Origin of the sequence: Paraburkholderia graminis, from assembly GCF_003330785.1 — a bacterium.
In the GTDB taxonomy this organism is placed as follows: Bacteria; Pseudomonadota; Gammaproteobacteria; order Burkholderiales; family Burkholderiaceae; genus Paraburkholderia; species Paraburkholderia graminis.
In genome coordinates this window covers 135,437-161,874 of sequence record NZ_CP024934.1, presented here as the reverse complement: position 1 = coordinate 161,874, position 26,438 = coordinate 135,437, and the positions used below count along the sequence as shown (strand labels likewise).

General features: G+C 64.1%; 21 protein-coding genes and 1 tRNA gene. 6 read left to right on the top strand and 16 right to left on the bottom strand.

The window, feature by feature from the left end; all coding sequences use genetic code 11:
* Nucleotides 1-7: 7 nt before the first annotated feature.
* Complete coding sequence (mrdA, locus tag CUJ91_RS00670) at nt 8-2,527, top strand: penicillin-binding protein 2 (RefSeq protein ID WP_114155687.1); 2,520 nt, start codon at nt 8-10, stop codon at nt 2,525-2,527.
* Nucleotides 2,528-2,537: 10 nt separating this feature from the next.
* Nucleotides 2,538-3,686, top strand: a complete 1,149-nt coding sequence (gene rodA / locus CUJ91_RS00665; protein WP_029969445.1) for a rod shape-determining protein RodA — start codon at nt 2,538-2,540, stop codon at nt 3,684-3,686.
* A 117-nt stretch (nt 3,687-3,803) separates the two neighbouring features.
* On the opposite strand, the gene CUJ91_RS00660 is transcribed toward rodA, so the two are convergent.
* The 14 genes from CUJ91_RS00660 to def form a co-directional block, all read right to left on the bottom strand.
* A complete protein-coding gene (locus tag CUJ91_RS00660; RefSeq protein WP_114155686.1) occupies nt 3,804-4,523 on the bottom strand; it encodes a tetratricopeptide repeat protein in 720 nt (239 codons plus the stop codon).
* Nucleotides 4,520-5,302 carry an HpcH/HpaI aldolase family protein gene (locus CUJ91_RS00655; RefSeq protein WP_114155685.1) on the bottom strand — a complete coding sequence of 261 codons (783 nt, stop codon included), beginning with the start codon at nt 5,300-5,302 and terminating at the stop codon, nt 4,520-4,522. Before CUJ91_RS00655 ends, CUJ91_RS00660 begins: the two co-directional genes overlap by 4 nt.
* Nucleotides 5,303-5,529: 227 nt before the next feature.
* Nucleotides 5,530-5,973: a 6-carboxytetrahydropterin synthase QueD gene (queD, locus tag CUJ91_RS00650; RefSeq protein ID WP_107709344.1), complete on the bottom strand. Its 444-nt coding sequence runs from the start codon at nt 5,971-5,973 to the stop codon at nt 5,530-5,532.
* A 9-nt stretch (nt 5,974-5,982) separates the two neighbouring features.
* Nucleotides 5,983-6,615: a 7-carboxy-7-deazaguanine synthase gene (gene queE, locus CUJ91_RS00645; protein ID WP_006050541.1), complete on the bottom strand. Its 633-nt coding sequence runs from the start codon at nt 6,613-6,615 to the stop codon at nt 5,983-5,985.
* Nucleotides 6,616-6,713: 98 nt separating this feature from the next.
* Nucleotides 6,714-7,445 (bottom strand): 7-cyano-7-deazaguanine synthase QueC, encoded by a 732-nt coding sequence (queC, locus tag CUJ91_RS00640; RefSeq protein ID WP_114155684.1) that lies wholly within the window; start codon nt 7,443-7,445, stop codon nt 6,714-6,716.
* A 383-nt stretch (nt 7,446-7,828) separates the two neighbouring features.
* Nucleotides 7,829-7,904, bottom strand: a tRNA-Phe gene (locus tag CUJ91_RS00635).
* A gap of 108 nt (nt 7,905-8,012) precedes the next feature.
* Nucleotides 8,013-8,702, bottom strand: coding sequence for a response regulator transcription factor EsaR (esaR, locus tag CUJ91_RS00630; protein WP_006050543.1), 690 nt, complete (start codon nt 8,700-8,702; stop codon nt 8,013-8,015).
* Entirely contained in the window at nt 8,703-11,117 is a 2,415-nt protein-coding gene (locus CUJ91_RS00625) for a sensor histidine kinase (protein ID WP_029969436.1), read from the bottom strand. It abuts the gene before it with no gap.
* Entirely contained in the window at nt 11,107-11,706 is a 600-nt protein-coding gene (locus CUJ91_RS00620) for a DUF4390 domain-containing protein (protein ID WP_114155683.1), read from the bottom strand. The genes CUJ91_RS00625 and CUJ91_RS00620 overlap by 11 nt, the downstream gene beginning before the upstream one ends.
* Nucleotides 11,703-13,142 (bottom strand): 16S rRNA (cytosine(967)-C(5))-methyltransferase RsmB, encoded by a 1,440-nt coding sequence (gene rsmB / locus CUJ91_RS00615; protein ID WP_006050546.1) that lies wholly within the window; start codon nt 13,140-13,142, stop codon nt 11,703-11,705. The genes CUJ91_RS00620 and rsmB overlap by 4 nt, the downstream gene beginning before the upstream one ends.
* 179 nt (nt 13,143-13,321) lie before the next feature.
* On the bottom strand, nt 13,322-14,179 hold the full coding sequence (gene htpX / locus CUJ91_RS00610; RefSeq protein WP_006050547.1) for a zinc metalloprotease HtpX: 858 nt from the start codon (nt 14,177-14,179) through the stop codon (nt 13,322-13,324).
* 114 nt (nt 14,180-14,293) lie between these two features.
* Nucleotides 14,294-14,935, bottom strand: coding sequence for a LysE family translocator (locus CUJ91_RS00605; RefSeq protein ID WP_053857366.1), 642 nt, complete (start codon nt 14,933-14,935; stop codon nt 14,294-14,296).
* A 113-nt stretch (nt 14,936-15,048) separates the two neighbouring features.
* Entirely contained in the window at nt 15,049-16,035 is a 987-nt protein-coding gene (gene fmt, locus CUJ91_RS00600; protein ID WP_114155682.1) for a methionyl-tRNA formyltransferase, read from the bottom strand.
* A 37-nt stretch (nt 16,036-16,072) separates the two neighbouring features.
* Nucleotides 16,073-16,576 carry a peptide deformylase gene (gene def / locus CUJ91_RS00595; RefSeq protein WP_006050550.1) on the bottom strand — a complete coding sequence of 168 codons (504 nt, stop codon included), beginning with the start codon at nt 16,574-16,576 and terminating at the stop codon, nt 16,073-16,075.
* 244 nt (nt 16,577-16,820) lie between these two features.
* On the opposite strand from def, the gene dprA reads away from it, so the two are divergent.
* The 3 genes from dprA to CUJ91_RS00580 all read left to right on the top strand — a co-directional run bounded on the left by dprA (nt 16,821) and on the right by CUJ91_RS00580 (nt 21,566).
* A complete protein-coding gene (gene dprA / locus CUJ91_RS00590; protein WP_114155681.1) occupies nt 16,821-18,119 on the top strand; it encodes a DNA-processing protein DprA in 1,299 nt (432 codons plus the stop codon).
* Nucleotides 18,120-18,218: 99 nt separating this feature from the next.
* On the top strand, nt 18,219-18,596 hold the full coding sequence (locus CUJ91_RS00585; protein WP_006050552.1) for a thioredoxin family protein: 378 nt from the start codon (nt 18,219-18,221) through the stop codon (nt 18,594-18,596).
* Nucleotides 18,597-18,893: 297 nt separating this feature from the next.
* The gene (locus CUJ91_RS00580) at nt 18,894-21,566 is read left to right on the top strand and encodes a DNA topoisomerase III (protein ID WP_114155680.1); all 2,673 of its coding nucleotides are present in this window, start codon (nt 18,894-18,896) and stop codon (nt 21,564-21,566) included.
* Between the two features lie 146 nt (nt 21,567-21,712).
* On the opposite strand, the gene CUJ91_RS00575 is transcribed toward CUJ91_RS00580, so the two are convergent.
* Together CUJ91_RS00575 and CUJ91_RS00570 are read right to left on the bottom strand one after the other, a co-directional pair.
* Nucleotides 21,713-22,813, bottom strand: coding sequence for a LysR family transcriptional regulator (locus CUJ91_RS00575; protein ID WP_006050554.1), 1,101 nt, complete (start codon nt 22,811-22,813; stop codon nt 21,713-21,715).
* A gap of 343 nt (nt 22,814-23,156) precedes the next feature.
* Nucleotides 23,157-25,025 carry a phosphoenolpyruvate carboxykinase (GTP) gene (locus tag CUJ91_RS00570; protein ID WP_053857364.1) on the bottom strand — a complete coding sequence of 623 codons (1,869 nt, stop codon included), beginning with the start codon at nt 25,023-25,025 and terminating at the stop codon, nt 23,157-23,159.
* A 374-nt stretch (nt 25,026-25,399) separates the two neighbouring features.
* On the opposite strand from CUJ91_RS00570, the gene CUJ91_RS00565 reads away from it, so the two are divergent.
* Nucleotides 25,400-26,413 carry a D-2-hydroxyacid dehydrogenase family protein gene (locus CUJ91_RS00565; RefSeq protein ID WP_044021454.1) on the top strand — a complete coding sequence of 338 codons (1,014 nt, stop codon included), beginning with the start codon at nt 25,400-25,402 and terminating at the stop codon, nt 26,411-26,413.
* Nucleotides 26,414-26,438: the final 25 nt, after the last annotated feature.

The following is a 26,438-nucleotide window of genomic DNA, read 5'->3' as shown; positions in this document are numbered from 1 at the left end:
GAATCGCATGACCGAATTCAAGGACACTCAGCAACAGCTCTCGAAGTTCCGCCTGCGCGTCGCGGCGGCGGGCCTGTTCGTGTTCGTCTGCTTCGGGCTGATCGGCTTTCGCTTCCTGTTTCTGCAGGTCTGGCACTACAGCAAGTACTCGCTGCAAGCCGACGAAAACCGCATTTCCGTCGCGCCGATCGTTCCGAACCGCGGCATCATCACCGACCGTAACGGCGTGGTGCTGGCCAAAAACTATTCGGCCTACACGCTGGAAATCACGCCGTCCAAGCTCGGCGCGCCGCTCGAAACGGTTATCGACGATCTGGCCACGGTTGTCTCCATCGACGCCCGCGACCGCCGCCGCTTCAAGAAGCTGCAGGAAGACTCGAAGAACTTCGAGAGTCTGCCGATCCGCACGCGCCTGACCGACGACGAAGTCGCGCGCTTCACCGCGCAACGCTTCCGCTTTCCCGGCGTCGAAGTGCGCGCGCGCCTGTTCCGCCAATATCCGCTCGGCCCGACGGCCGCGCACGTGATCGGCTACATCGGCCGGATTTCGCAGCGCGACCAGGAGCGCATCGACGACGCGAGCGATCAGAACGACAGCGATCCCGAGCACTACGATCCGCGTCTGGACGCCAACAACTACAAGGGCACCGACTACATCGGCAAGATCGGCGTCGAGCAGAGCTACGAGACCGAGTTGCACGGGCAGACCGGTTTCGAGGAAGTCGAAGTCACCGCGGGCGGCCGGCCCGTGCGCACGCTGTCGCGCACGCAGGCCACGCCGGGCAACAATCTCGTGCTGTCGCTCGACATCGGCCTGCAACAGGTCGCCGAGCAGGCGTTCGCGGGCCGGCGCGGCGCGCTGGTCGCCATCGAACCGGCCACCGGCGACGTGCTCGCGTTCGTGTCGGCGCCGAGCTTCGATCCGAATTCGTTCGTCGACGGCATCGACCAGCAGACCTGGGACGAGCTCAACAACTCGCCCGACCATCCGCTGCTGAACCGGCCGCTGCACGGCACGTATCCGCCGGGTTCCACCTACAAGCCGTTCATGGCGCTCGCCGCGCTCACACTGCACAAGCGCACGCCGGGCTGGGGCTTCCAGGACCCGGGCTCGTACACGTTCGGCGGTCACACCTTCCGCAACGACGTGCGCTCCGGTCAGGGCTGGGTCGACATGAACCGCGCGATCGTCGTCTCGAACGACACGTACTTCTACATGCTCGCGCACGATCTCGGCGTGAACAACATCGCGAACTTCATGAAGCCGTGGGGCTTCGGCCAGATCACCGGCATCGACATCGCGGGCGAGGCGCGCGGCATCCTGCCGTCGACGGAATGGAAGCGCAAGGCGTACCGCAAGCCCGAGCAGCAAAGGTGGTACGAAGGCGAGACGATCAGCCTCGGCATCGGGCAAGGCTACAACTCGTTCACGATCCTGCAGCTCGGGCACGCCACGGCCACGCTCGCCAACAACGGCGTGGTGATGAAACCGCACCTCGTGCGCGACATCGAAAATCCGATCACGAAAGATACGCGTCCGGTCGTGCGCGATCCGAGCGACAAGATTCCCGTCAAGCAGTCGGACATCGACATCATCAAGCGCGCGATGGAAGGCGTGGTGACGAACGGCACGGCGTCGAAGGTGTTCATCGGCGCGCCGTATCTGGCGGCGGGCAAGACCGGCACGGCGCAGGTCTACTCGCTGCAGGGCGCGAACTACAAGGGCCACGCGATCGCCGAACATTTGCGCGACCACGCGCTTTTCATCGCTTTTGCGCCGGCCGAGCAACCGAAAATCGCGCTCGCGTTGATCGTCGAAAACGGCGGCTGGGGCGCGGAGTCGGCGGGGCCGATCGCGCGCAAGGTGCTCGACTACTACCTCGTCGGCAAGAACAAGCCGGGCGCTCAGGCGGCGGCTGTGGCAGCGGCGGCATCGGCGACCGAGGACGCGTCCGCGCCGGAAGTCGGCGGTGCGCCGGCGCCGCAGGAAGCGGCGCAACCGGTGAAGATCGCGGCGGGGTATACGGCGTTGCCGATGCCGGGGGTTGCGGCGGCGGGTGCGAGTGCGAGTGCGGCCGTGAATGGTGCGTCTGGGGCGGCGGCATCGGTGAACGGCGCCTCGGGGGTGAATGGTGCGTCGGTGAGCGGTGCGCCGGCGAATGGCGCGCAGGCGAACGGAGTTCCGGCGAAGGGCGCATCGGTGAACGGTGCGCCTGGGGCAACAGCATCGCCTGCCGCTTCGGCTCCGGCCGCGGCGACATCGAGATCTCCCGCGCCGGTGGCGCAAACCGGCGCAGCGCGCAATCTGCCGGCATCGGCGACATCGGCTGCGGCCACACCAGCCTCAGCGACAAAAGCCCCCGCCCAGCGCAAATCCGCCGCCCCCCGCCAGCCACGACCGGCAAGCGAGCCGGCCCCTGCTGCGGCCGCACACTCTACGCCCCACCCGGCCCGGGAATCATCGCGCGACAGCGGCACTGAGCCCGCGCCGCCACGCCAGCCGGTTTCCGGCGGCATCGACGAATAAGGAGAAAGGCATGCAATTCGACAAGCGCGCCTGGCTCGACCGCATCAAGCGGATGTTCGCGGGCTTCGATCGCCCGCTCGCACTGATCGTGTTTCTGCTGCTGTGCGTCGGCATCATCACCTTGTACAGCGCGAGTCTCGACGTGCCCGGCCGCGTGGAAGACCAGTTGCGCAACATCATGCTGACGTTCGTGCTGATGTGGGCGCTCGCCAATGTGCCGCCCACCACGCTGATGCGTTTCGCCGTCCCGCTCTATACGTTCGGCATTGCCTTACTCGTCGCGGTCGCGCTGTTCGGCCTCACGCGCAAGGGCGCGAAGCGCTGGATCAACGTGGGCGTGGTGATTCAGCCGTCGGAGATTCTGAAGATCGCGACGCCGCTGATGCTCGCCTGGTACTATCAGCGGCGCGAAGGCGTGATGCGCTGGTACGACTTCGTGGTCGGACTGCTGATCCTCGCCGTGCCAGTCGGTCTGATCGCCAAGCAGCCTGACCTGGGCACTGCGGTGCTCGTGTTCGCGGCCGGCTTATTCGTGATCTATTTCGCGGGCCTGAGTTTCAAGCTGATCGTGCCGGTGTTGATTGCCGGCGTGATCGCAGTCGGCTCCGTCGCGGCATTCCAGGACAAGATCTGTCAGCCCGACGTGCAATGGCCGCTGATGCACGACTACCAGAAGCACCGCATCTGCACGCTGCTCGATCCGACTTCCGATCCGCTCGGCAAGGGCTTCCACACGATTCAGGCGGTGATCGCAATCGGCTCCGGCGGGCCGCTCGGCAAGGGCTGGCTGAAGGGCACGCAAGCGCACCTGGAGTTCATTCCTGAGAAGCACACCGACTTCATCTTCGCGGTGTTCTCCGAGGAATTCGGGCTCGCGGGCGGCATCGTGCTGCTCACGCTTTACATGCTGCTCATCGCGCGCGGGCTGTATATCGCGGCGAACGGCGCGACGTTGTTCGGACGCCTGCTCGCCGGCTCGCTGACCATGGCGTTCTTCACCTACGCGTTCGTCAATATCGGCATGGTGAGCGGCATCTTGCCGGTGGTCGGCGTGCCGCTGCCGTTCATGAGTTACGGCGGCACCGCGCTGACGACGCTCGGCGTCGCCATCGGCCTCATCATGAGCGTCGCGCGCCAGAAGCGGTTGATGCAGAGCTAGCGTCCCGGCATCGCGAGCGCGAACGCAGGCGCAAGCGCTGCAAAACAGAAGGGGCGCACCGCAAGGCGCGCCCCTTCTTGTTCACTGCGTCGACCGCATGCACCGCGCTCACTGCGCCTACTGCGGCTTCACTTCCTTATGATCCCGCAACTGCGCACTCAGTTGCTGATACTTCAGACGCGCCGCCGGATCGCCCTGCGCGGCCGCCGCTGCGTAATACGCTCGCGCCACGTTCAGATTCTTGTCCACACCGTCGCCGCCGCGCTCGTAGAACGAGCCGGTCACGTACTGCGCGGTCATGTCGCCGCCCTCCGCCGCCTTCTTGTACCAGACGAACGCCTGCTTGTTGTCGCGGTCCGTGCCGCGTCCATCGAGGAACTGATTGGCGAGCGCCAGTTCCGCCTGCACATGGCCCTGCTGCGCGGCCCTGAGAAACCAGCGGTGCGCCTCGACCGGATCGCGGCCGACAAACTCGCCATCGTCGTACATCTTGCCGTACACATACTGCGCGTGCGACATGTTGGCATCCGCCGCCTTCCGCAGCCATTTCTTGCCTTCGTCGACGTTGACCGCCGTGCCCTCGCCGTTGAGCAGCATCATCGCGTAATTGAACTGCGCGAGGCGGCTGCCGCGCTCGGCCGCCTTGCGGAATTCGGCAAGCGCCGCAGCGAAATTGCCGGCGTTGTAGTCGGCAACCGCCGTTTGCGTCTCGGGATCGTTCGGTTTCGCGAGGCGATCCTGCGCCTGCGCCGCCATGCCCGTCATGCCCGTCATGCCCGCCGTCAGCGCCGCCGCGATCGCCAGCCGCACGACGACGCCACGCATCATCCACTTCATGCTCTTACCTCCTGCAACGCCTGGCGGGTTGCGCGCAACATCCACATGACGTCGGCGGCCAGAGCGATAAAACGAAAACCGCTATCGCGATGCTGCCTTGCGCTCGCGGCGTCCATCGAAAAAATGCCGGCTGCGATGCCCGCCTTGTCGGCCGCGCTGACGATGCGCGCCATGGCCGCCTGCACGTCGGCATGCTTCGAATCGCCGAGATGGCCGAGGCTCGCCGCGAGATCGGCGGGGCCGACGAACAGGCAATCGACGCCCGGCGTCGCCGCGATCTTTTCCACTTCGTCGAGTCCGCGCGCCGACTCGATCTGCACGATGGTCGCGATCTGCGCGTTAGCCGTTTGCACGTAGTCGCGCCGCATGCCGTAGGCCGCGGCTCGCACCACTCCGGCGACGCCGCGCAGACCATCGACCGCCTCGGCGCTCGGATATTGCGTGAGCCGCACCGCGTGCGCCGCTTCTTCGGCGGACTCGATGTTCGGAAACATCAGCGTGCGCGCGCCGGCATCCATCACACGCTTGACGAGCCACGCCTCGCTGGCCGGCAGACGCACCACCGGTTCGCTCGGCAAATGCGCGGCGGCGATCGCACGCAATTGCGAGGTCACGTCGCCGCTGTCGTTGGGCGCGTGTTCCATGTCGATCAGCAGCCAGTCGAAGCCGGCGTGCGCGAGCGCCTCCGCGGCGGCATCGCTGCCGAGCGACAGCCATAGCCCGAACAGCGGATCGGCTTCTTTCAGACGTTGCTTGAGGGGATTCGTGGAGGTGCTCATCGCCCCGCTCCATGACGGTGAAGGCCGCCGCCGATGGGCCAGCGGCAGCCGACGAGCGTGCCTGCCGGATGAATGCGGCGAGAAGCCTGGCCCGGACGCGGGCGGCCTCTCTGCCTGCTGCGACGCAATGCTGTGACCGGCATGTCTCGCTCCGTGTGGTTGTGGGAGCGATCATACCGTGACAATAACGCGGCAGCAGGGCCGCGCAGCCGCAGCGTTCGGAAGCGTTAGTCGCGGACCACGTCGGCCCAGCAATTCGGCGTCTCGTACAGGCGCACCTTATGCAGACGCAGATTCACGCCGTAGTGCGCGTCGTAGACGTTGGCGAGCACGTCGAACGCAACAGCCGCGAGATTTTCCACGGTTGGAATGCGGTCGAGCACGACCGTCTTGTGGCCCGCCATGGTTTCGAGGAAGCCGCGCACTTGCGAGTCGCCTTCGTAGACGAGGAACGCGTGGTCCCACTTGTCGACGAGATGCTCGACAGCCAGCGACTTCACGTCGGCGAAGTCCATCACCATGCCGCGATCGGGCGCGCCTTCGGTGTCGACCAGGTCGCCTTGCAGCGTGATTTCGAGCACATAGCGATGGCCGTGCAGATTACGGCACTGGCTGCGGTGATCGGGGATGCGGTGACCCGCGTCGAATTCGAGTTTTCGTGTAATCGTCAGCACGGCAAATCAGGGAATGTTCAGATACTTGTGGGTCTGCATCGACAGGCGCCATTGCGGATGGCGTTTGCACCAGTCGATCGCGAGCCTGGTGTTGATGTCGCGCGACGGGCCGTCCATCGGCTGGACGAGGAAATAGTCGAAGTCGAGCTTCGCGTAGTCGGACAGGCGCTGGTTGTCCTGCGGAATCACGACTTTCAGTTCATTGCCCTTCGTGACGACGAGCGGCGCGTCGGCCTTCGGGCTCACGCAAATCCAGTCGATCGTCTCGAGCACCGGCAACGAGCCGTTCGTTTCAATGGCGATTTCGAAGCCGGCCGCGTGCAGCGCGTCGACGAGCGGCTGGTCGATCTGCAGCATCGGCTCGCCGCCGGTGCACACGACAAAGCGCTGGCCCTCGCCCTCGGGCCATTGCGACGCGATCATCTGCACGAGGTCGGCGGCGGTGCGGTACTTGCCGCCGTTCTCGCCATCGGTGCCGACGAAATCCGTGTCGCAGAAGCGGCACACGGCGTCCGCGCGATCTTCCTCGCGACCCGACCATAGATTGCAGCCGGCGAAGCGGCAAAACACGGCCGGGCGTCCGGCATTCGCGCCCTCGCCTTGCAACGTGTAGAAGATTTCCTTGACCGCGTACGTCATGCTGCTTTCCGCCCTGTACCGTGTGCTTGTACTTTCGTACCTTGTAGTGCTTGTGTACCTAACAATGATTGCGAAACCCGCGCCGCTGCGCGGAATTCTCACGCCGGCTCGGTTACCTTCTCGCCGACGAGATACGCTTCATAGCCACGCTTGCGCAAGCGGCACGCCGGACATTCGCCACAGCCGAAACCCCATGCATGCAGTTCCGCACGCTCGCCGACGTAGCACGTGTGGGTCTCGACGCGCACCAGTTCCACCAGTTCGTCGCCGCCCAGTTCATGCGCGAGCCGCCACGTGTCCGCCTTGTCGAGCCACATCAGCGGCGTTTCGAGCGCGAAGCGCGAGTCCATGCCGAGATTCAGCGCGACCTGCAACGCCTTCATCGTGTCGTCGCGGCAATCGGGGTAGCCGGAGAAATCCGTCTCGCACATTCCGCCGACCAGCACCTCCAGACCCCGCCGATAAGCGATGGCCGCGGCGATCGTCATGAACATCAGGTTGCGGCCCGGCACGAAGGTGTTCGGCAAACCGCTCGCCGTGGCCTCGATCTCGATTTCGCGCGTCATTGCCGTTTCGCTGATCGCGCCAAGCACCGACAGGTCGATCATGTGATCGTCGCCGAGGCGCTCGCCCCATGCGGGAAACGTGCGCGCCACTGCATTGCGAAAACCCTCGCGGCATTCGAGTTCGACGCGATGCCGCTGACCATAATCGAAGCCGAGCGTCTCGACCGTGTCATATCGTTCAAGCGCCCATGCGAGGCACGTGGCGGAATCCTGGCCGCCGGAAAACAGCACCAGAGCGCTACGTTTAGCGTCTTTGCGGATCACCGTGAAACTCCGTGAATGATGAGTGCCGCGTCGCGCTGCGCGAGGTGCGCCATGCAAGCAACGCGGCGCGACGCGAGCCGGCACTGCTGCCGGCCCAAAGCAGTATAGGCCGCGCCTTTAGCCGCAAAGCTGCTGGGCGCTTATACCGTTGATCGTCGGGCGAGGGGTTCGGTGCGGATCGCGGCGTGGTCGCACGCGCTTCGACACATTCGGCGGCGGGCGACGCACTCGCATGCAAGTCATTGAACTGGCGCGATTTTATCACGCGATGCCGAAACTCGCCGGGCGCCCCAGCCTACTGCTGACGCCACACGGATGACGCAATGAAACCCACCGCAAAAGGAAAAGCCCCAGGAATCTTGCGATTTCCTGGGGCTGAATCCTGGTGGCCTGGGACGGAATCGAACCATCGACACGCGGATTTTCAATCCGCTGCTCTACCAACTGAGCTACCGGGCCAACGAAGAACGAAATGATATCAAAGGGTCATCTACTGGGCAAGCCCCCTTGTCCAAAAAATCTGCGAAAGCAAAGTCGGCCCGCGATCCGCGGTCTCCGCTCGCCCTTTCACTCACCTTTGTTCTTGCCGAGATCGACGCCGAGTTGCTTGAGCTTGCGATACAAATGCGTGCGCTCCAGTCCGGTCTTTTCCGCGACGCGCGTCATGCTGCCGTTCTCGCGCGCGAGGTGATATTCGAAGTACGCGCGCTCGAATGCATCGCGTGCATCGCGCAGCGGAATGTCGAACGAAATGGACGCCGTTTGCGCCGCAAGCACGCCGCTGCCGTGACCGTCGGCGGACAGCATCGGCAGAGCCGCGGCCGAAGCCACCGTCGACGAATTCATCGGCAACGGGGATTTCGCCGCCACGCCGCCAGGCGCGACCGCCGCCGTGCCGCGCGCGAGGCCCTGTTCGACGGCTTTCAGCAGTTTCTGCAACGCGATCGGCTTCTCAAGAAAGTTGAGCGCGCCGATCTTGGTCGCTTCGACTGCCGTGTCGATGGTCGCGTGACCGGACATCATGATCACCGGCATGGTCAGTTGCCCTTGCGCAGCCCATTCCTTGAGCAACGTCACGCCGTCGGTATCGGGCATCCAGATGTCGAGCAGCACCAGGTCCGGCGCCTGACGCAAGCGGAACTCGCGCGCCTGCTGCGCGTTTTCCGCCGCCTCCACGACATGCCCCTCGTCGCTTAGGATCTCCGAGAGCAATTCCCGGATGCCCATTTCATCATCTACCACCAGGATGGTTGCCATTTACGCTGCCTTTGTCTGCACTGTTGCTTTTGTCTTTCCCTGCGACGTACCGCCGTGCGCAGGACGCGGTCCCGCTTCGGGAGCCGCGGCGTCGTCTGCCAGTTGAAGGAAGAGAATCGAAATCTGCGCGCCTTCGATCACATCGCCCGCTTTCATGCGGTTGCGAATGTCGATGCGCGCGCCATGTTCGTCGACGATCTTCTTGACCATCGCAAGACCCAGGCCCGTGCCCTTGGCCTTGGTCGTCACGTAAGGTTCGAATGCACGCGTGAGAATGCGCGTGGGGAAACCCGGTCCGTTATCCGACACTGTCAGCCGCACCGCGATGCGCGCCTTGCCTTGCGCATCGGGGTCTCCGTATTCTACTGTCCTCGTCTCGAGCAGCACACGCGGGCGCTCGACGTCGGCCACCGCGTCCTGTGCATTCTGCAGCAGGTTGTGGATCACTTGGCGCAATTGCGTGGCGTCGCCGCGAATCGCGGGCAGTTCGGAGAGCTCGACCTGAATGGCGCCCTTGCCTTCTTCGATACCGTACAGCGTCAGCACTTCGCTCACGAGTTCGTTCAATTGCAGATGCGCGAGCACAGCGGGCGGCGTGCGCGCGTAGTCGCGGAAGTTGTCGACCATCTGCTTCATCGCCGCGACCTGGTTCACGATCGTGGTCGCGCCGCGCTTCAAGACATCGGCGTCGGACGGCGTCAGCTTGTCCGCTAGCTTCATCTGCAAACGCTCGGCCGAAAGCTGGATCGGCGTGAGCGGATTCTTGATCTCATGCGCGAGCCGCCGCGCCACTTCGCCCCACGCAATGGAACGCTGCGCGGAGATCACGTCCGAGATGTCGTCGAACACAACGACGTAGCCCGACGTCTGCATGTCCTGCGCGTCGCGATCGGTTGCGGACACAAGGCGCGCGCCGCGCACGAGCAGCGTGAGCGGCTCGGATTCGCCCGCCACCTGAACCGAAAACTGTTGCTGCCAGTGACCGCCGTCGTCGTGACCGTCGCCGCTTGCCGCTTCGCGATCGGCAAAGGCCTTGCGCACCATGCCGCCGAATTCGCTTAGCACGCCGATCTGTTCGAGCGCCGAGCCGAGCACTTCCTGGAACTGCTGACGGAAGATGCGCTCGGCGCCGCGATTCGCGGTAGTGAGGCGGAACTGCCGGTCGAACACGAACACGCCGGCCGTCAGGTTCGCGAGAATGCTCTCCAGATACGCCTTCGAATGCTCGAGCGCGATGCGGTTGTTCTCAACCGCGGCGCGCGCCTCGGACAACTGCCGCGTCATCGCATTGAACGACTGCGTGAGAAAGCCGAGTTCGTCGCGCGACTTGATTTCGCGCTTCGGCGTGTAATCGCCCTCGGTGATTTCCTTCGTGCCTTGAGCGAGCAGGAAGAGCGGCCGTGCGAGCTGATTGCCGAGCGCGAGCGCGAGCATCATCGCGATGAAGGTCGCGAGGAACAGCGCGAGCGTCAGCGTGCCGATGTACATCTTGCGCAGCCCCGTACGTCCGAGCGCTTTCTCCTGATACTCGCGATACGCGCGCTGCACGGCGTCGGCATTGCGTGCAAGCGATTGCGACACCGGCTGCGTGAGTTGCAGGAAGCGCTCGGTGGGCTGCAGCAGCGACGCGTTCGAATCGGGAATGCGCTGCACGACGCGCAGCCGCAGCGCGCCCTTGCTGCCGTGCGCGCGAGGATCGCCGTCGACTTCGCCTTCGATCGCCGCGTAGCCGCGCCCGCGCGCCGCGTCGACCATCAGCGGCGTGGGCAGATCGTTCGGCACGAGCGACGCGTAGTTACTCGATGCCTGCGCGACCACGTGCATGTCGGGCGTCGCGCCGGACATGCTGCGCGTCGGTTCGACGATGGTCGCCTCCTGCACGCCGAACTGATCGCGCAGACGCAGCAACGTGAGCGTCGTGCCGGCGGCGTCCGCGCTCGCGAGCTGCTCCGACATCAGGCGGCCCTTGGTTTGCAGATCGGACAGCGACGCGTCGAGCATGCCGCGCCCGAGATTCAGGCCCGACGTCAGCGCGGTTTCCACATTCACGTCGAACCACGATTCGATGCTGCGCGACACGAACTGATACGAGACCACATAGATGATGCCGCCCGGCACCACGCCGACGAGCGCCATGAAAAACGCCAGCTTCGCAAGCAGCCGCGTGCCGAACTTCCCCTTTCGCAATCGCACGATGATGATGATGACGAGCGTCGCCACCACCAGCAGAAAGATCATCGCGACCACCAGATTCGCGGCATACAGCCACTGGTAATAGCGGTCGAAGAATTCGGTATTCGCGCTTGCCGCGGCGAGCAGCACGAGCAGCAGCACGGCCGTCACGGCGACCGTGGAGACCAGCACGCGCACGACGATGCTGCTGACACTGGTGGCGGAGCGCACTTTATTTAGCACGTTCGGTCACCGTGAAAGTAAAGCGCTTCCATTCGGAAGCGAGGTTCCAGTCGCGGTTATTCACCGCGTCGATCTGAAACGGCTTGGGCATCAACGCGATGTCGAGCTGCATGCGCACCGACGCGTTGTAAGTCTCACCGGCATGCACGTCGTTGCGCTCGATCACATGCCACGACGACACATGCTTGATGACCGCGAGCGCGTCTTTCAGCGTGGAAAAGCCAAGCTGCAAACCGCCGGACGACACGCTCGACACGCGATATTCGCGCGTGAGCGGCTGGAACGACAGACGCAGACTCTGCGACACGTTGACCGGCTGTTCGTCGAACCAGTACCAGCGCGGCCGGCTCAATTCGAAGTCGGTCGTGAAGTAAAGCGGAATGCCTTTATTGACCGCGTCTTCGAGATTGCTGTTCAAATCGAAGTCGAAACGCGCGTCGAGGCTCCAACCGGTGTTGTCCGCTTGCAGCGAAGCGCGCTGCACGGCGATCGAGTCGGCGTGCGCCACGCCGGGTGCCGCAAGCCAGACGGCTAGCGCGACCCAGAGCACGGCAGCGAGCCGAAGCGGGAAGAAGCGTTTGATGGTCACCGTTTCTGAAAGCGCGCGTAGAAAAATCCGTCGTGGTCTGAGTTCGCGCCGGCGCTGATGTCAGCGAATTCTCCGGCATGGGAACCGGCCGATGTGTCGGCGGGCGCGCGGGCGACTGAAGGTAGAAGTTGCCCCGGCGCGTCCAATCGTACCGCATCCTGATATTTGTTTCCAAACCACTGCGCCTGCAACTCGCCTTCTTCGGGAAAGATCGAGCACGTAACGTAAAGCAATTCGCCGCCAGGTTTCACGAGCGGCCAGAGCGCGCCGAGAATCCGCCGCTGTTCGTCGACGAGCGCGGGAATATCGGACGCGCGGCGCAACCAGCGAATGTCCGGATGACGCCGCACGATGCCCGACGCCGAACACGGCACGTCGGCGAGAATGCGGTCGAACGGCTGGTCGATGTCGTCGTGCCATTTGGACGGCGCGCCGGCGTCGCCGATTCGCACCTCCGCTTCGAGCTTGAGCCGCTGCAGGTTTTCGCCGATCCGCCGCGCGCGCGACACGTCGCTTTCGAGCGCCACCAATTGCAGGTTCGCGAGTTCCAGCAGATGCCCTGTCTTGCCGCCCGGCGCTGCGCACGCGTCGAGCACGCGCATGCCGTCGCGCACGCCGAGCAGTTGCGCGGCGAGCTGCGCGCCCGCGTCCTGCACGGACACCACGCCCTCGTTAAAGCCAGGAATGCGATCGACCGGCATCGGTGTGGCGAGCATCACCGCGTAGTCGCCGACCTTGCTCGCGCTGATGTGATGGTCCTCGAGCACTTGCAGGTACGCTTCGACCGTCGAATGACGCGCGTTCACGCGCAGCGTCAACGGGCCTTGCGTATTGCCGGCCGCGAGCACGTCTTGCCATGCTTCGGGCCATGCGCGTCTCACGGCGTCGATCCACCATGTCGGGTAATTCCAGCGCGCGACTTCGTCGGCTTGCGCTTCTGTCAGCAGCGCGTCGCGTTCGCGTAGGAAGTTGCGCAGCACGGCGTTGACGAGCCCCTTCGCGAAAGCGAATTCACGGCGAGCCGAGATCGCACCGACCGCCTGGTCGACGACGGTGAACGGCGTATAGGCGGCGCTCGCTTCGTCGTCGATCAAGAGCGCGAGCGCGCAGGCCAGTACGTGACCGACATGCGGCGGCGGCGCTTTCTTGACGAGCTTCGCGATCAGCCACTCAGCCGTCCCGAGACGCCGCATCGTGCGATACGCGATGTCCTGCACCGCGCCGCGCGCGGCAGCGGCACTGCCCTCGGGTGCGGCCACGAAAACGGTTTGCAGCGCGGCCGGCAAAGCCGCGCCGAGGCGCACGGCGCCGACGGCCTGCGCGGCGCAATCGAGCGCGAAGCCGAGCGATTCCGGCGCGAGATGCAGCACGGACAAGCGGGATTCGCGCGGACGCGCCGACGAAGAAGCAGAACGCGAAGAAGGCTTTGGGATCATGGAAGAACAAAGGCAGGCCGCGCGGTAGGCGCGGCACAATGAGCACACATTGTAGCGTGGCGCGGCGTGTGGACCGCGAGCGGGCGTGTGCAGTGCGCGCGGCCGCGTCGATCACCGCGGCCAGCAAATAAAAAGGCGAGCCCGAAGACTCGCCTTTCGTCACGCCGCGCGCTACGCGCTTATTCGAAGCGCCCTGTGCGGGCCATTTCCATCAGGCGGGCAATGCGCTCTTCCGTTGCCGGGTGCGTCGAAAACAGATTCGCGATGCTCCCGCCCGCGAGCGGGTTCATGATCATCATCTGCGCGGTGGCCGGATGCTGTTCGGCTGTGGGAAACGGAATGCCGCTCGCATAACGATGAATCTTGTCGAGCGCCGACGCCAGCGCCTGCGGGTCGCCGGAAATCTGCGCGCCGCCGCGGTCGGCCTCGAATTCACGCGCGCGCGAAATCGCCATCTGGATCAGCGCACCGGCGATAGGCGCGAGCAGCGCGACCGCGATGCCGGCGATCGGGTTCGTGGTACGCCCGTTTTCGTCGCGGCCGCCGAAGAACATCGCGAAGTTCGCGATCGCCGAGATCGCGCCGGCCATGGTGGCCGAGATCGTCGAGATCAGAATGTCGCGATGCTTGACGTGCGCGAGTTCGTGCGCCATCACGCCGCGCATTTCGCGCTCGGACAGCACGCGCAGAATGCCGGTGGTCGCGGCAACCGCCGCGTGCTCCGGATTGCGGCCCGTAGCGAACGCGTTCGGCGCATCTTCGTTGATCAGATAGACGCGCGGCATCGGCAAGCCGGCACGCGTGGAGAGTTCACGCACCATGCGATAAAACTGCGGCGCACTGGTTTCGTCGACTTCCTGCGCGTTGTACATGCGCAGCACCATCTTGTCCGAGAACCAGTACGAGAAAAAATTCATACCGAGCGCAATGACGAGCGCGATCGTCATGCCGCGCGACCCGCCTATCATTCCGCCGATCACGATGAAAAGGGCCGTGATCGCGGCCATCAACATCGCGGTTTTGACCCAATTGAACATGTCTGCAACTCCTTGCCCTAACGCGGGGTTCATATCCGTGCCGCATCATCGCGGCGCCTGATTATGCCTGACTGTAAGCGAAATGTTAGATATGGACGCGCGCGAAAAATTCAATCATCTCGATGCAGTGGCGAGCTTGATGCCCAAGCCGACAAAGGCGCTGCCGACACCGCGGTCCAGCCACTTCTTGACCGACGGCTTGCCGGAGAAGCGCTGCGTGACGCTGCCGGCGATCCACGCGACAAAGCTGTTCCACAGCATGCTCATCACCACGAACACCGCGCCGAGCGTCAGAAAGGCGAGCGCCTTCTGATCGGTGCCCGCCGTAACGAACTGGGGGAAGAACGAAACGAAGAAAAGCACCACCTTCGGGTTCAGCACGTTGGTCCAGAAGCCTTGCAGAAAAAGCTGTCGCAACGACTTCGGCGCACCGGCCCCGCGTGCGTGGCCGCGGGCCTCGTCGGCGGCTGGCTTCGCAAAAATAAGGCGTACGCCGAGATAGATCAGATAAATCGCGCCGACGAACTTGATGACGGTGAACGCAGTGGCCGACGCCGCGAGCAGCGCCGTCAGGCCGAACGCGCACGCGAGCGAGTGCACGCAGCAGCCCGCCGAAATGCCCAGCGCGGACATGAGCCCCGCCCCGCGCCCCTGTGCGACGCTGCGCCCGACGATATAAGCCGTATCCGGCCCGGGCGTGACGTTCAGCAGAAAAACGGCGACGACGAAAAACTCGAAATGGGTGATGCCGAACATGGGAATCCTCGAAAGCTGGGCCTTTGCATGACGGATTCTAACGCGCGGCGGACGCGCGACGGGGCCGCTCGCCATCGGCCGAATGGACGATGGGCAAGCGCCGCGAGGCCGTGCTAGTTTGCGTCGGGAATGTGGAAGCGCTGACCTGCGGCGAGTCCGAAGCCAGCCAGGAATTCGCGGACCGGCAGCCGTTTGCCGCCGGGTTTTTGCAGTTGCGTGAGACGCAACGCGTCTTCGCCGCAGGCCACGACGACGCCTTCCGGCGAAACACCGGTGATCGTGCCGGGCGCCGCGTTGTTTGTGCTGTCTTGGGCGGCGGCCGCCCAGATCTTGATCGCGGTTCCGTCCTCGAGCGTCGCCACGCCGCCAGGAAACGGATCGAACGCGCGCACCTGGCGCGCGAGCACCGCGGCCGGCCGGCGCCAGTCGAGCGCGGCCTCGTGCTTGCCGATCTTTTCGGCGTAGGTCACGCCGTCGGCGGGTTGCGGCGTCGAGGCCAGCTTGCCGCTGCGTTCGAGTTCGACGAGCGCTTCGACGATCAGCTTCGCGCCGGCCTGCGCGAGGCGGTCGTGCAAGGTGGCGGTGGTGTCGTCGGCGGAAATGGGCGTGCGGATTTCGGAAATCATCGCGCCCGTGTCGAGGCCGGCGTCCATCTGCATCAGCGTGATGCCGGTTTCGGCGTCGCCCGCCTCGATCGCGCGATGAATCGGCGCCGCGCCGCGCCAGCGCGGCAACAGCGACGCGTGAATATTGATGCAGCCGTGCGGCGCGATGTCGAGCACTTCCTGCGGCAGGATCAGGCCGTACGCGGCCACCACCATCACGTCGTGCGGCGTGGCGCGCAACTGCTCGATGGCCGCCGCCGCCTCAGCCGGATACTTGCCTGCGCGGCGCAACGAAGGCGGCTGTGCGACCGCGATCCCATGTTCCACGGCGTAGCGCTTGACGGGACTCGCCTGCAATTTCATGCCGCGCCCCGCCGGCCGGTCCGGCTGCGTGAGCACGAGCGGCACCGCAAAACCGGCGCCGTGGATGGCCGCCAGAGCGGCCGAAGCGAATTCCGGCGTGCCGGCAAAGACAACGCGCAACGAATGACTCATGAGCGGGAGGGCAAGCAGGTAGCGGAATGGGCGCGCATTACATCGCGTGGGCGAGCTTCTTCATCTTGCTCTTGATGCGCGTTTGCTTGAGCGGCGACAGATATTCGACGAACACGTGGCCCATCAGGTGATCCATCTCGTGCTGGATGCACACGGCAAGCAGTCCCTCGCAGTCCATCTCGAAGGTTTCGCCCTTTTCGTTGAGCGCCCGCACGCGCACTTTCTCCGCACGCTCGACGTTGTCGTAAATGCCCGGCACGGACAGACAGCCCTCTTCCGACAGCTTCTTCTCGTTGCTCGACCAGACGATTTCCGGGTTGATGAACGCGAGCAGTTGATCGTGCGCGTCCGAGACGTCGATCACGATCACGCGCTCATGCACGTCGACCTGGGTGGCCGCGAGGCCCACGCCCGGCGCGGCGTACATGGTTTCCGCCATATCCGCGACGAGGCGGCGGATACGGTCGTTAACCTCTTCCACCGGCTTTGCAACCTTGTGCAGCCGTTTGTCCGGGTAATTGAGGATGTTCAGTAAAGCCATGATTTCGAGAGTGATTTTCAGACGCCGCTGACCATGAGAAGGCCCGCGTTGGCCATTCGGCCAGGTTGTCGGCACGTCGCAATGCGCACACGATAGATGGTGTCGAACCGGTTCGATTCAACGCGCCACACGCGCTAGACGACGAGCCCGCGCGGGTGGGCGCGGCGCTGCAGTTATTTCGGATGATGAAAATTTTAGCATGGCGCCCGCCTGCCCGCTGGCGCTGCACGAGGATCGACCCGCAATGCACACCTTGCCTTCAACGGATCTTGAACTCGCCGCGTGGCTGCGGCTCTCTCTCGCGCCGGGGCTCAAACCCACCGCGCTGCGCCTGCTGCTGGGCGCTTTCGGGCTGCCCGAGGCGATTCTTCGGCAGGAGCATGAGACGCTCGCCGCGATTGCCGGCGACGCCGCGGCGCGCGCGGCGCTGGCGCCGACCGGCCCGGACTTCGACGCCCAACTGGAAGCGGTGATCGCATGGCGCGAGTTGCCCGGTAACCAGGTCGTCACGCTCGACGATCCGGCCTATCCACCGGCGCTGCTGACCATGCCCGATCCGCCGCCGCTGCTATATATAAAGGGGCGGCTCGAGCTGTTGCACGCGCGCGCGGTCGCGCTGGTGGGCAGCCGCAGCGCGACGCCGCAAGGTGAGGAAGACGCCGAACGCTTCGCGCGGACGATTTCGGCGGCGGGCGTGACGGTTGTGTCGGGGCTCGCGAGAGGCATCGACGGCGCGGCGCATCGCGGCGGGCTCGCGGGCGTCGGCAGCACGGTCGCGGTGATCGGCACCGGCGCGGATCTCGTTTATCCGGCCGCGCACCACGCGCTCGCGCGGCAAATCGCGCTGCAAGGCGCGATTCTGTCGGAGTGGCCGCTCGGCACGCCGGCGCGCGCGGCCAATTTTCCGCAGCGTAACCGGCTGATCGCCGGTCTCGTCAGCGGCGTGCTGGTCATCGAGGCGGCCATGCGCTCGGGCTCGCTGATCACCGCGCGGCTCGCCAACGAGATGGGCCGCGACATCTTTGCGTTGCCGGGCTCGATCCACGCGCCGTTGTCGCGCGGGTGTCATCGGATGATCAAGCAGGGCGCGAAGCTGGTCGAGACGCCTGAGGAAGTGCTGGAGGAACTGGGGTTTGCGAAGACTGCGGCTGTGGGCGTTGGCGCAGGCGTTCGCGGACAGCGGGCGTCGACGCGCACGTTCGACGACGACGCAACGGCGGCGGACTGCACGGCGCCGGCGCGACATTCGGCGCAGCGCGACGAGGCGGCGACATACGCGCAGTCCCAGGCGAAGGCGCAGGCAAACGCCGACCCGCAACCCATAGCCGCCGAAGCACGCGCCCCGAACGTACGCGATGTACCCCACCCCGACGCGCAAAAACTTCTGGCGGCGCTGGGCCACGCGCCGACCAGCCTTGAAATTCTCGCCACGCGCACCGAGATGGAATACGCGGTCCTGCAGACGACGCTGCTGCAACTGGAACTCGCCGGCCACGTCAGCGCGCTGCCCGGCGGGCGCTACACGCGGGCAAGCCACGGCTAACGCACATTGACGCCCCTTGACCACTCTCCGGGATCGGCCATGCTACATTCGCGCCAACGCATCCGCCAAAGCATTCGACAAAGCACTAGAGGAACCACCATGCCCGCGCTGAATCTCGACACCGACCACGACCGGATCGCCGAGCGCGTCAATGAGCCCGACACGCTGTTCGTGGCCTGCCTGTGCGCGGAATGGTGCGGAACCTGCCGCGAGTATCGCGAGGCGTTCGACAAGCTGGCCGAGCGGCATCCGCAAATCTGCTTCGCATGGATCGACATCGAAACGCATGCGGATCGATTCGACGATCTCGACGTCGAGAATTTTCCGACCATCCTGATCGAAGACTCGGTAACGACACGTTTTTTCGGCACCGTTTTGCCGCAAGCAGGGATTGTCGAGCGGATGCTCTCGGACCTGACCGCGCTGCCGGGCGTCGTCGGCGCGCCCAAATTGCGGCCCGCGCTGGCGGCTGCCTGAGCGCCAGATTCACGGCTTCGTCGACAGCGCCGAGCGGATCGCGACGGCCTCGGCGGCACGGCGGTTGCGAGCGGCGCACAGCGCGTTTGCCGCAGCTTGTCCGAGCGCCGGACGCGCAATCATGATGGCGCGCTTTTAGGGCCGCTTTTATGCCCGCTTTTATGGCAGTTGACACGCCGCTTTCGCGCCGTGTGCTATAAAGCGGTCGTTAATGGGTAGCAAGGTCGCAAACGAGGGTCGCGCCAACTGGGCGCGCTCAAGGCCACCAACCCGGATATACCAACCTCACATCGAGTCATGTCTAAAGCACTGATCATCGCCGAAAAGCCTTCCGTCGCGAACGACATCGCGCGCGCTTTGGGCGGTTTTACCAAGCATGACGAGTACTACGAGAGCGACGAGTACGTTCTCTCATCGGCAGTGGGCCATCTGCTGGAAATCGCCGCGCCCGAAGAATACGAAGTCAAACGCGGCAAGTGGAGTTTCGCCAATCTGCCCGTCATTCCGCCGCATTTCGATCTGAATCCGATCGCGAAGAGCGAGTCGCGCCTGAAGGTGCTGACCAAACTGCTCAAGCGCAAAGACATCGACCGCCTCATCAACGCATGCGACGCGGGGCGCGAGGGCGAGCTGATCTTCCGCCTCATCGCGCAGCACGCGAAAGCCAAGCAGCCGGTGCAGCGCCTGTGGCTGCAATCGATGACGCCCGCGGCGATCCGCGACGGCTTCGCGCGTCTGCGCAGCGACGAAGAGATGCAACCGCTTGCGGACGCGGCTCGTTGCCGCTCCGAAGCGGACTGGCTCGTCGGCATCAACGGCACACGCGCGATGACCGCGTTCAACAGCAAGGGCGGCGGCTTCTTCCTGACCACCGTCGGACGCGTGCAGACGCCGACGCTCTCCATTGTCGTCGAGCGCGAAGAAAAGATTCGCCGCTTCGTGCCGCGCGACTATTGGGAAGTGAAGGCCGAGTTTGTTTGCGCGGCCGGCTTCTACGAGGGCCGCTGGTTCGATCCGAAGTTCAAGCGCGACGAGTTCGACCCGGAGAAGCGCGACTCGCGTCTGTGGGCGTTGCCCGCGGCGGAGACGATCGTCGCCGCTTGCCGCGGTCAGATCGGTGTCGTTAGGGAAGAGTCGAAGCCGTCCACGCAACTGTCGCCGGCACTGTTCGACTTGACGAGCTTGCAGCGCGAGGCCAACGGCCGCTTCGGCTTCTCGGCGAAGAACACGCTGGGTCTCGCTCAGGCGCTGTACGAAAAGCACAAGGTGCTGACCTATCCGCGGACTGACGCGCGCGCGCTGCCCGAAGACTATATGGACACGGTCAAGCAGACGCTCGGCATGCTCAAGGAGAGCAACAACTACTTGCCGTTTGCCAAGCAAGTGCTCGACAAGGGCTGGGTGAAGCCGAACAAGCGCATCTTCGATAACTCGAAGATCAGCGACCACTTCGCAATCATCCCGACGCTGCAGGCGCCGAAGAACCTGTCCGAGCCGGAACAGAAGCTTTACGACCTCGTGGTGAAGCGTTTTCTGTCGGTGTTTTTCCCGGCTGCCGAATACCGCGTGACCACGCGTATCACCGAAGTCGTCGGTCATCACTTCAAGACCGAAGGCAAGGTTCTGGTGGAGCCGGGCTGGTTGCAAATCTACGGCCGCGAAATCAGCGGTGAAGATGCCAACCTCGTGCCGGTGCAGAAGGACGAGAAGGTCAAGACCGACAAGATTGCCGCGCAGCAGCTCGTCACCAAACCGCCGGCACGCTACAACGAAGCCACGTTGTTGTCAGCAATGGAAGGCGCGGGCAAGCTCGTCGAAGACGACGAATTGCGTGAGGCGATGGCCGCGAAGGGGCTCGGTACGCCGGCCACGCGCGCCGCCATCATCGAAGGGCTGTTGGGTGAAAAGTATCTGGTCCGCGAAGGCCGCGATCTGATTCCGACCGCCAAGGCATTCCAGTTGATGACGCTCTTGCGCGGGCTCGGCGTGAAGGAATTGACCGCGCCCGAACTGACGGGTGAATGGGAATACAAGCTGTCGCAAATGGAACGCGGCAACCTGCCGCGCGACGCGTTCATGCAGGAAATTGCCCGCATGACGCAGACCATCGTCAAGCGCGCGAAGGAATACGATTCCGACACGATCCCGGGCGATTACGCGACGTTGCAGACGCCGTGTCCGAATTGCGGCGGCCAGGTGAAGGAAAACTACCGCCGCTTCGCGTGTTCGAAGTGCGAGTTCTCCATCTCGAAGATTCCGGGCGGCCGCCAGTTCGAGATTGAGGAAGTCGAAGAACTGCTGAAGAACAAAACGATCGGGCCGCTGTCGGGTTTTCGCAGCAAGATGGGCCGTCCGTTCTCGGCGATCCTCAAGCTGTCGCTCGACGACGAGATCAAGAACTACAAGCTCGAGTTCGACTTCGGCCAGGACGCGGGCGGCGAAGACGGCGAACCGCCCGACTTCTCCGACCAGGAACCGGTCGGCGCGTGCCCGAAGTGCAAGGGCCGCGTGTTCGAGCACGGCATGAGCTACGTCTGCGAGAACTCGGTTGCGAACCCGAAGACTTGCGACTTCCGCTCGGGCAAAATGATCTTGCAGCAGGAGATCGCGCGTGAGCAGATGGCCAAGCTGCTTGAAGAAGGACGCACGGATCTGCTGACGAACTTCAAGTCGTCGCGCACGGGCCGTAACTTCAAGGCGTTCCTCGTCAAGCAGAACGACGGCAAGATCGGCTTCGAGTTCGAGAAGAAGGAGCCGTCGGCCAAGACCGCAGCGAAGACGGCGGCGGCGAAATCGGCTGCGAAGGCAGGCGGTTCGGAGTTCGAGTCGGATGACGGCGATGCGGCGGTCGCGGTGAAGGCAGCGCCGGCGGCGAAAAAGGCTGCGGCGAAGAAAGCGCCTGCGGCTAAAACTGCAGCGGCGAAGAAGGCGCCGGCCAGGAAGACTGTAGCTCGCAAGACCGGCTCGTGATTCTTCGGTAGGCGCGATGGGCGCCTGCGGTGCACATCGAAGCCGATGACAAAAAGCGCGATCACCTGCAAGGTGACCGCGCTTTTTTTATGCGTTCAGCAGCCGCGCTCGACGCGCCGACATCCTACATCGCGCCTGAACCGCCTCTACAGCGGCGTCAACGCCGCCGGCCGGGTACGACTTCCGGGCTTCGCCAACGTCTTCGGCACCGGCGATAACTCGCTGTCCAGCAGACGCGACAGCGGCTCCGCGCCGTCGAATGCTTCCGGCGGCATCGACGCATCCGCCGGTTCAAACGACGCCGACGCCGGGCGTCCAACGCCGTCCTTGATCCATTGCTCGCCGAGCAGGCTATTCGGCGTCTGGCTGAAATGCTCGACCAGATGATCGATGAACGTGCGCACCTTGGCCGGCAAATGACGACGGCTCGGATAGGCGATGTTGATCTCGACTTGCGGCAAACGGTAATCACCAAGGAGGCGCACCAGCCTGCCGCGCGTCATGTCGCGCCCGATCAGATAGCTCGGCAGAATCGCGATGCCCATGCCGAGCAGCGCGAACTGACGCAGCATCTCCGTGTTGTTCGCGACGATCACATTCGACGGACGCACACGCACTTCGCCTTCGGGACCGGTAAACACGCGCTCGTCGCCCCAATACTCGGAGGGCAGGCTCAAACACGGATGCTCGAGCAGATGCTCGGGACGCGTGGGGGTGCCGTGCTTCTCCAGATACGCCGGGGTTGCGCAAACCGTCATGCAGCCCGTAGTCAGACGCCGCGTGACGATGCTCGCGCTGCGCATCTGCCGCGCGATTACCACGCCCACGTCGAAACCTTCTTCAACCAGATCGACCTGACGATCGACGAGCGTGACGTCGGGAATGACCTTCGGATAGCGTTCCGCGTACGTTTGCAGCACGGGCGCCAGATTGTGCAAGCCGAACACGACCGGCGCGACGATGCGCAATGTGCCGACCGGCTCGTGATTTCGCGCGACCACCATCTGCTCGACGTCTTCAAGCTCGTCGAGAATCTGGCGCGCGCGTTCCAGATAAACCTGACCCGATTCGGTCAGGGACAGACTGCGGGTCGTACGGTTGAGCAGCCGCGTGCCAAGACGCCCTTCGAGGTCGGCAACGTGACGGGTGGCAACTGCGTTGGAAATATCCATCGCGCTCGCAGCGCGGGCAAAACTGCCGAGATCCGCCACTTTGACGAAAACTCGCATCGACTGCAAATGATCCATATCACAACTCCTGCCGTGTTACGGCTCCCTGACAATTGGTGATAACCAGTGGAAGCGAATTAGGGATTCTCCTACGACTCGCGCAATCGTGCAGAAGTTGCCCGCAAAAGCGGAAATTTCGTCAATTTTCGTGCGACTGTATGCCCGAATGTGGGGCATCGGGGGCGATTGTTCCGTCGTTAGAAACAATGTGCTGCGGCGCAGCTTGCCCACGCGCGGCTTTCGAACAGATGAAAGATCAGTGTGTCGAGCGCTGAACGCGGCTCGCGCCCGGCTTGGCGGCGCTGAAAATGAAAAAAGCCGCCCGAAGGCGGCTTCTGCGAGTTAGCGAACACTCACGTCGTCAAGCTGCGAGCTTGCTCTCCAATTGGCTCTTGGCTTTCGCTAGCGCGGGCGGAAGGCCGTGCTGCAGCGTGTCAAAGAGCTCCGTATGCAACGCGAGTTCGGCGCGCCAGGCTGCGTCGTCGACGGAAATGACCTGCTCGAACTGCTCGCGGCTGAAGTCCAGACCGCTCCAGTCGATGTCCTCGTAATGCGGCGACACGCCGAACGCGTGCTCCTCGCCCTGCGCCGTGCCCTCGATGCGGCCGACCATCCAGCCGAGCACGCGCATGTTTTCGCCGAAGCCCGGCCACACGAACTTGCCGTCCGCGCCCTTGCGGAACCAGTTGACGCAGAAGATTTTCGGCAGCTTCGCGTTCAGTTGCTGCAGCCGCTCGCCCGTCTTCAGCCAATGGCCGAAGTAGTCGCTCATGTTGTAGCCGCAGAACGGCAGCATCGCGAACGGGTCGCGCCGTACGACGCCTTGCTGGCCCGCGGCGGCGGCGGTCGTCTCCGAACCCATGGTCGCGGCCATGTAGACGCCCTCGACCCAGTTGCGGGCCTCGGTGACGAGCGGCACGGTCGTCGAACGGCGGCCGCCGAAGATAAACGCGTCGATTGGCACGCCCGCCGGATTCTCCCAATCGGCGTCGATGGACGGACATTGCGACGCCGGCGCCGTGAAGCGTGCATTCGGATGCGCCGCCTTGCGGCCCGTTTCCTTCGCGCTCGCGGGCGTCCAGTCCTTGCCTTGCCAGTCGATCAGGTGCGCGGGCGGTTCGTCGGTCATGCCTTCCCACCAGACGTCGCCGTCGTCGGTCAGCGCGACGTTCGTGAAGATCACGTTTTCCTTCAGCGTGGCCATCGCGTTGAAGTTGGTCTTTTCGCTCGTGCCGGGCGCGACGCCGAAGTAGCCGGCCTCCGGGTTGATCGCGTACAGGCGGCCGTCCTTGCCTGGTTTGATCCACGCGATGTCGTCGCCGATGGTCGAGATCTTCCAGCCGTTCAGCCCTTCGGGCGGAATCAGCATCGCGAAGTTCGTCTTGCCGCACGCCGACGGAAACGCGGCCGCCACATGGTGTTTGCGTCCTTCGGGCGAAGTCACGCCGAGAATCAGCATGTGCTCGGCAAGCCAGCCTTCGTCGCGGCCCATCGTCGATGCAATGCGCAGCGCAAAGCATTTCTTGCCGAGCAACGCGTTGCCGCCATAGCCCGAGCCATAGCTCCAGATTTCGCGCGTCTCCGGGAAATGAACGATGTACTTGGTCGGATTGCACGGCCACGGCACGTCTTTGGCGCCCGCTTCGAGCGGCGCGCCGACCGAATGCACGCACGGCACGAACTCGCCGTCTTCGCCGAGCACGTCGTACACCTTGCGGCCCATGCGCGTCATGATGCGCATGTTGGTGACCACGTACGGGCTGTCGCTGAGTTCGACGCCGATATGCGCGATCGGCGAGCCGAGCGGGCCCATCGAGAACGGCACCACGTACATGGTGCGGCCGCGCATCGATCCTTCGAAGAGGCCGTCGAGTGTCGTGCGCATTTCGTCCGGCGCGACCCAGTTGTTGGTCGGACCGGCGTCCTCACGACGTTGCGCGCAAATGAAAGTGCGGTCCTCGACGCGCGCGACGTCGGAAGGATCGGACCATGCGAGATACGAGTTCGGACGTTTCGCCGGATTGAGCTTCCTGAGTGTGCCGGCTTCGACCATCTGCGCGCACAGGCGGTCGTACTCTTCCTGCGAACCGTCGCACCACACGATGTTGTCCGGACGGGTCATAGCGGCAACGCGCTGGACCCAGTCGATCAGTTTCCGATGTTTCACCCACGCTGGCGCTTCTACTGCCGCCTTCACTGCGGGCTGTGCCTCGAATGATGGAAGATTCATCGACTTGTCTCCGTTTGTAGGGATTGGAAAACGGTACAAGCCCGGCGACGCTGCATGCGAGAGGCATTTTGTTCGTTGCGCCAGTTTCTACAAACGGACGCGCAACTGCACAGGTCGTCACGGGCTTCAACGCAGCTTGTTGGGCCAGGGCGCATGGGACGGGCGTCTGCAACCGTCTGTAAAGCGGCTTGCCTGTACACTCAACAAACTGTTAAAAACGATGTCAATCGGCCTTGCTGTAGCGCTATCGTTCTACGCGGTAGTTGCTACGGTAAGGCATTCAGCTAAACCGGCATGTGACTTGGGTCACATGATGGGACAGTCAGCATAACACTCCGTTCCGCACCGCCATGGTGCGCCGCAAGACACATACCATGAAGATTGCCATCCTCGACGACTATCAGGACGCCGTTCGCAAGCTCGACTGCTTTCAATTGCTCGCCGATCACGAAGTCAAAGTTTTCAACAACACCGTCCGCGGACTCGGCCAACTCGCGAGCCGTCTTTCGGAAGTCGACGCGCTAGTCCTGATTCGGGAACGTACCCGCATCAGCTCGCAACTTCTCGACAAACTGCCGCGTTTGCGCATGATCAGCCAGACGGGCAAAGTGTCCAGCCACATCGATCTCCCGGCCTGTACCGAGCGCGGCATCGCCGTGCTCGAAGGCAGCGGCTCACCGATCGCGCCCGCCGAGCTGACGTGGGCTCTCATCATGGCGGCGCAGCGGCGCATTCCGCAATACGTAGCGAACCTGAAGCAGGGCGCCTGGCAGCAGTCGGGGCTCAAGACTTCGGCGCTGCCGCCAAACTTCGGTTTGGGTCAGGTGTTGCGCGGTCAGACGCTGGGCATCTGGGGCTATGGCAAGATCGGGCGGCTTGTCGCCGGTTACGGCAAGGCCTTCGGCATGAACGTGCTGATCTGGGGCCGCGAGCATTCACGCGAAGCCGCTCGCGAGGACGGTTATGGCGTGGCCGAGAGCCGCGAAGCCTTGTTCGAGCAGAGCGATGTGCTGTCGCTGCATTTGCGGCTGCACGACGACACGCGCGGCATCGTCAAGCAGGAAGATCTGATGCGCATGAAGCCGACCGCACTGCTCGTGAACACGAGCCGCGCCGAGCTGCTCGACGACAACGCGCTCCTCGGCGCGCTGTCGCACAATCGCCCGGGGATGGTCGCCATCGACGTGTATGAAAGCGAGCCGATCCTGCAGGGCTACAGCCTGCTGCGTATGGAGAATGTGATTTGCACGCCGCATATCGGCTATGTCGAGCGCGAGAGCTACGAGCTGTATTTCAGCGCGGCGTTCAAAAACATTCTGGCTTTCGATGCCGGCGACACGGCCAGCGTGGCGAATCCCGAAGCGTTGCAGGGTGGACGTCGGCGCTAAGCGATAGCCGCGGGCGTCAGGCGTC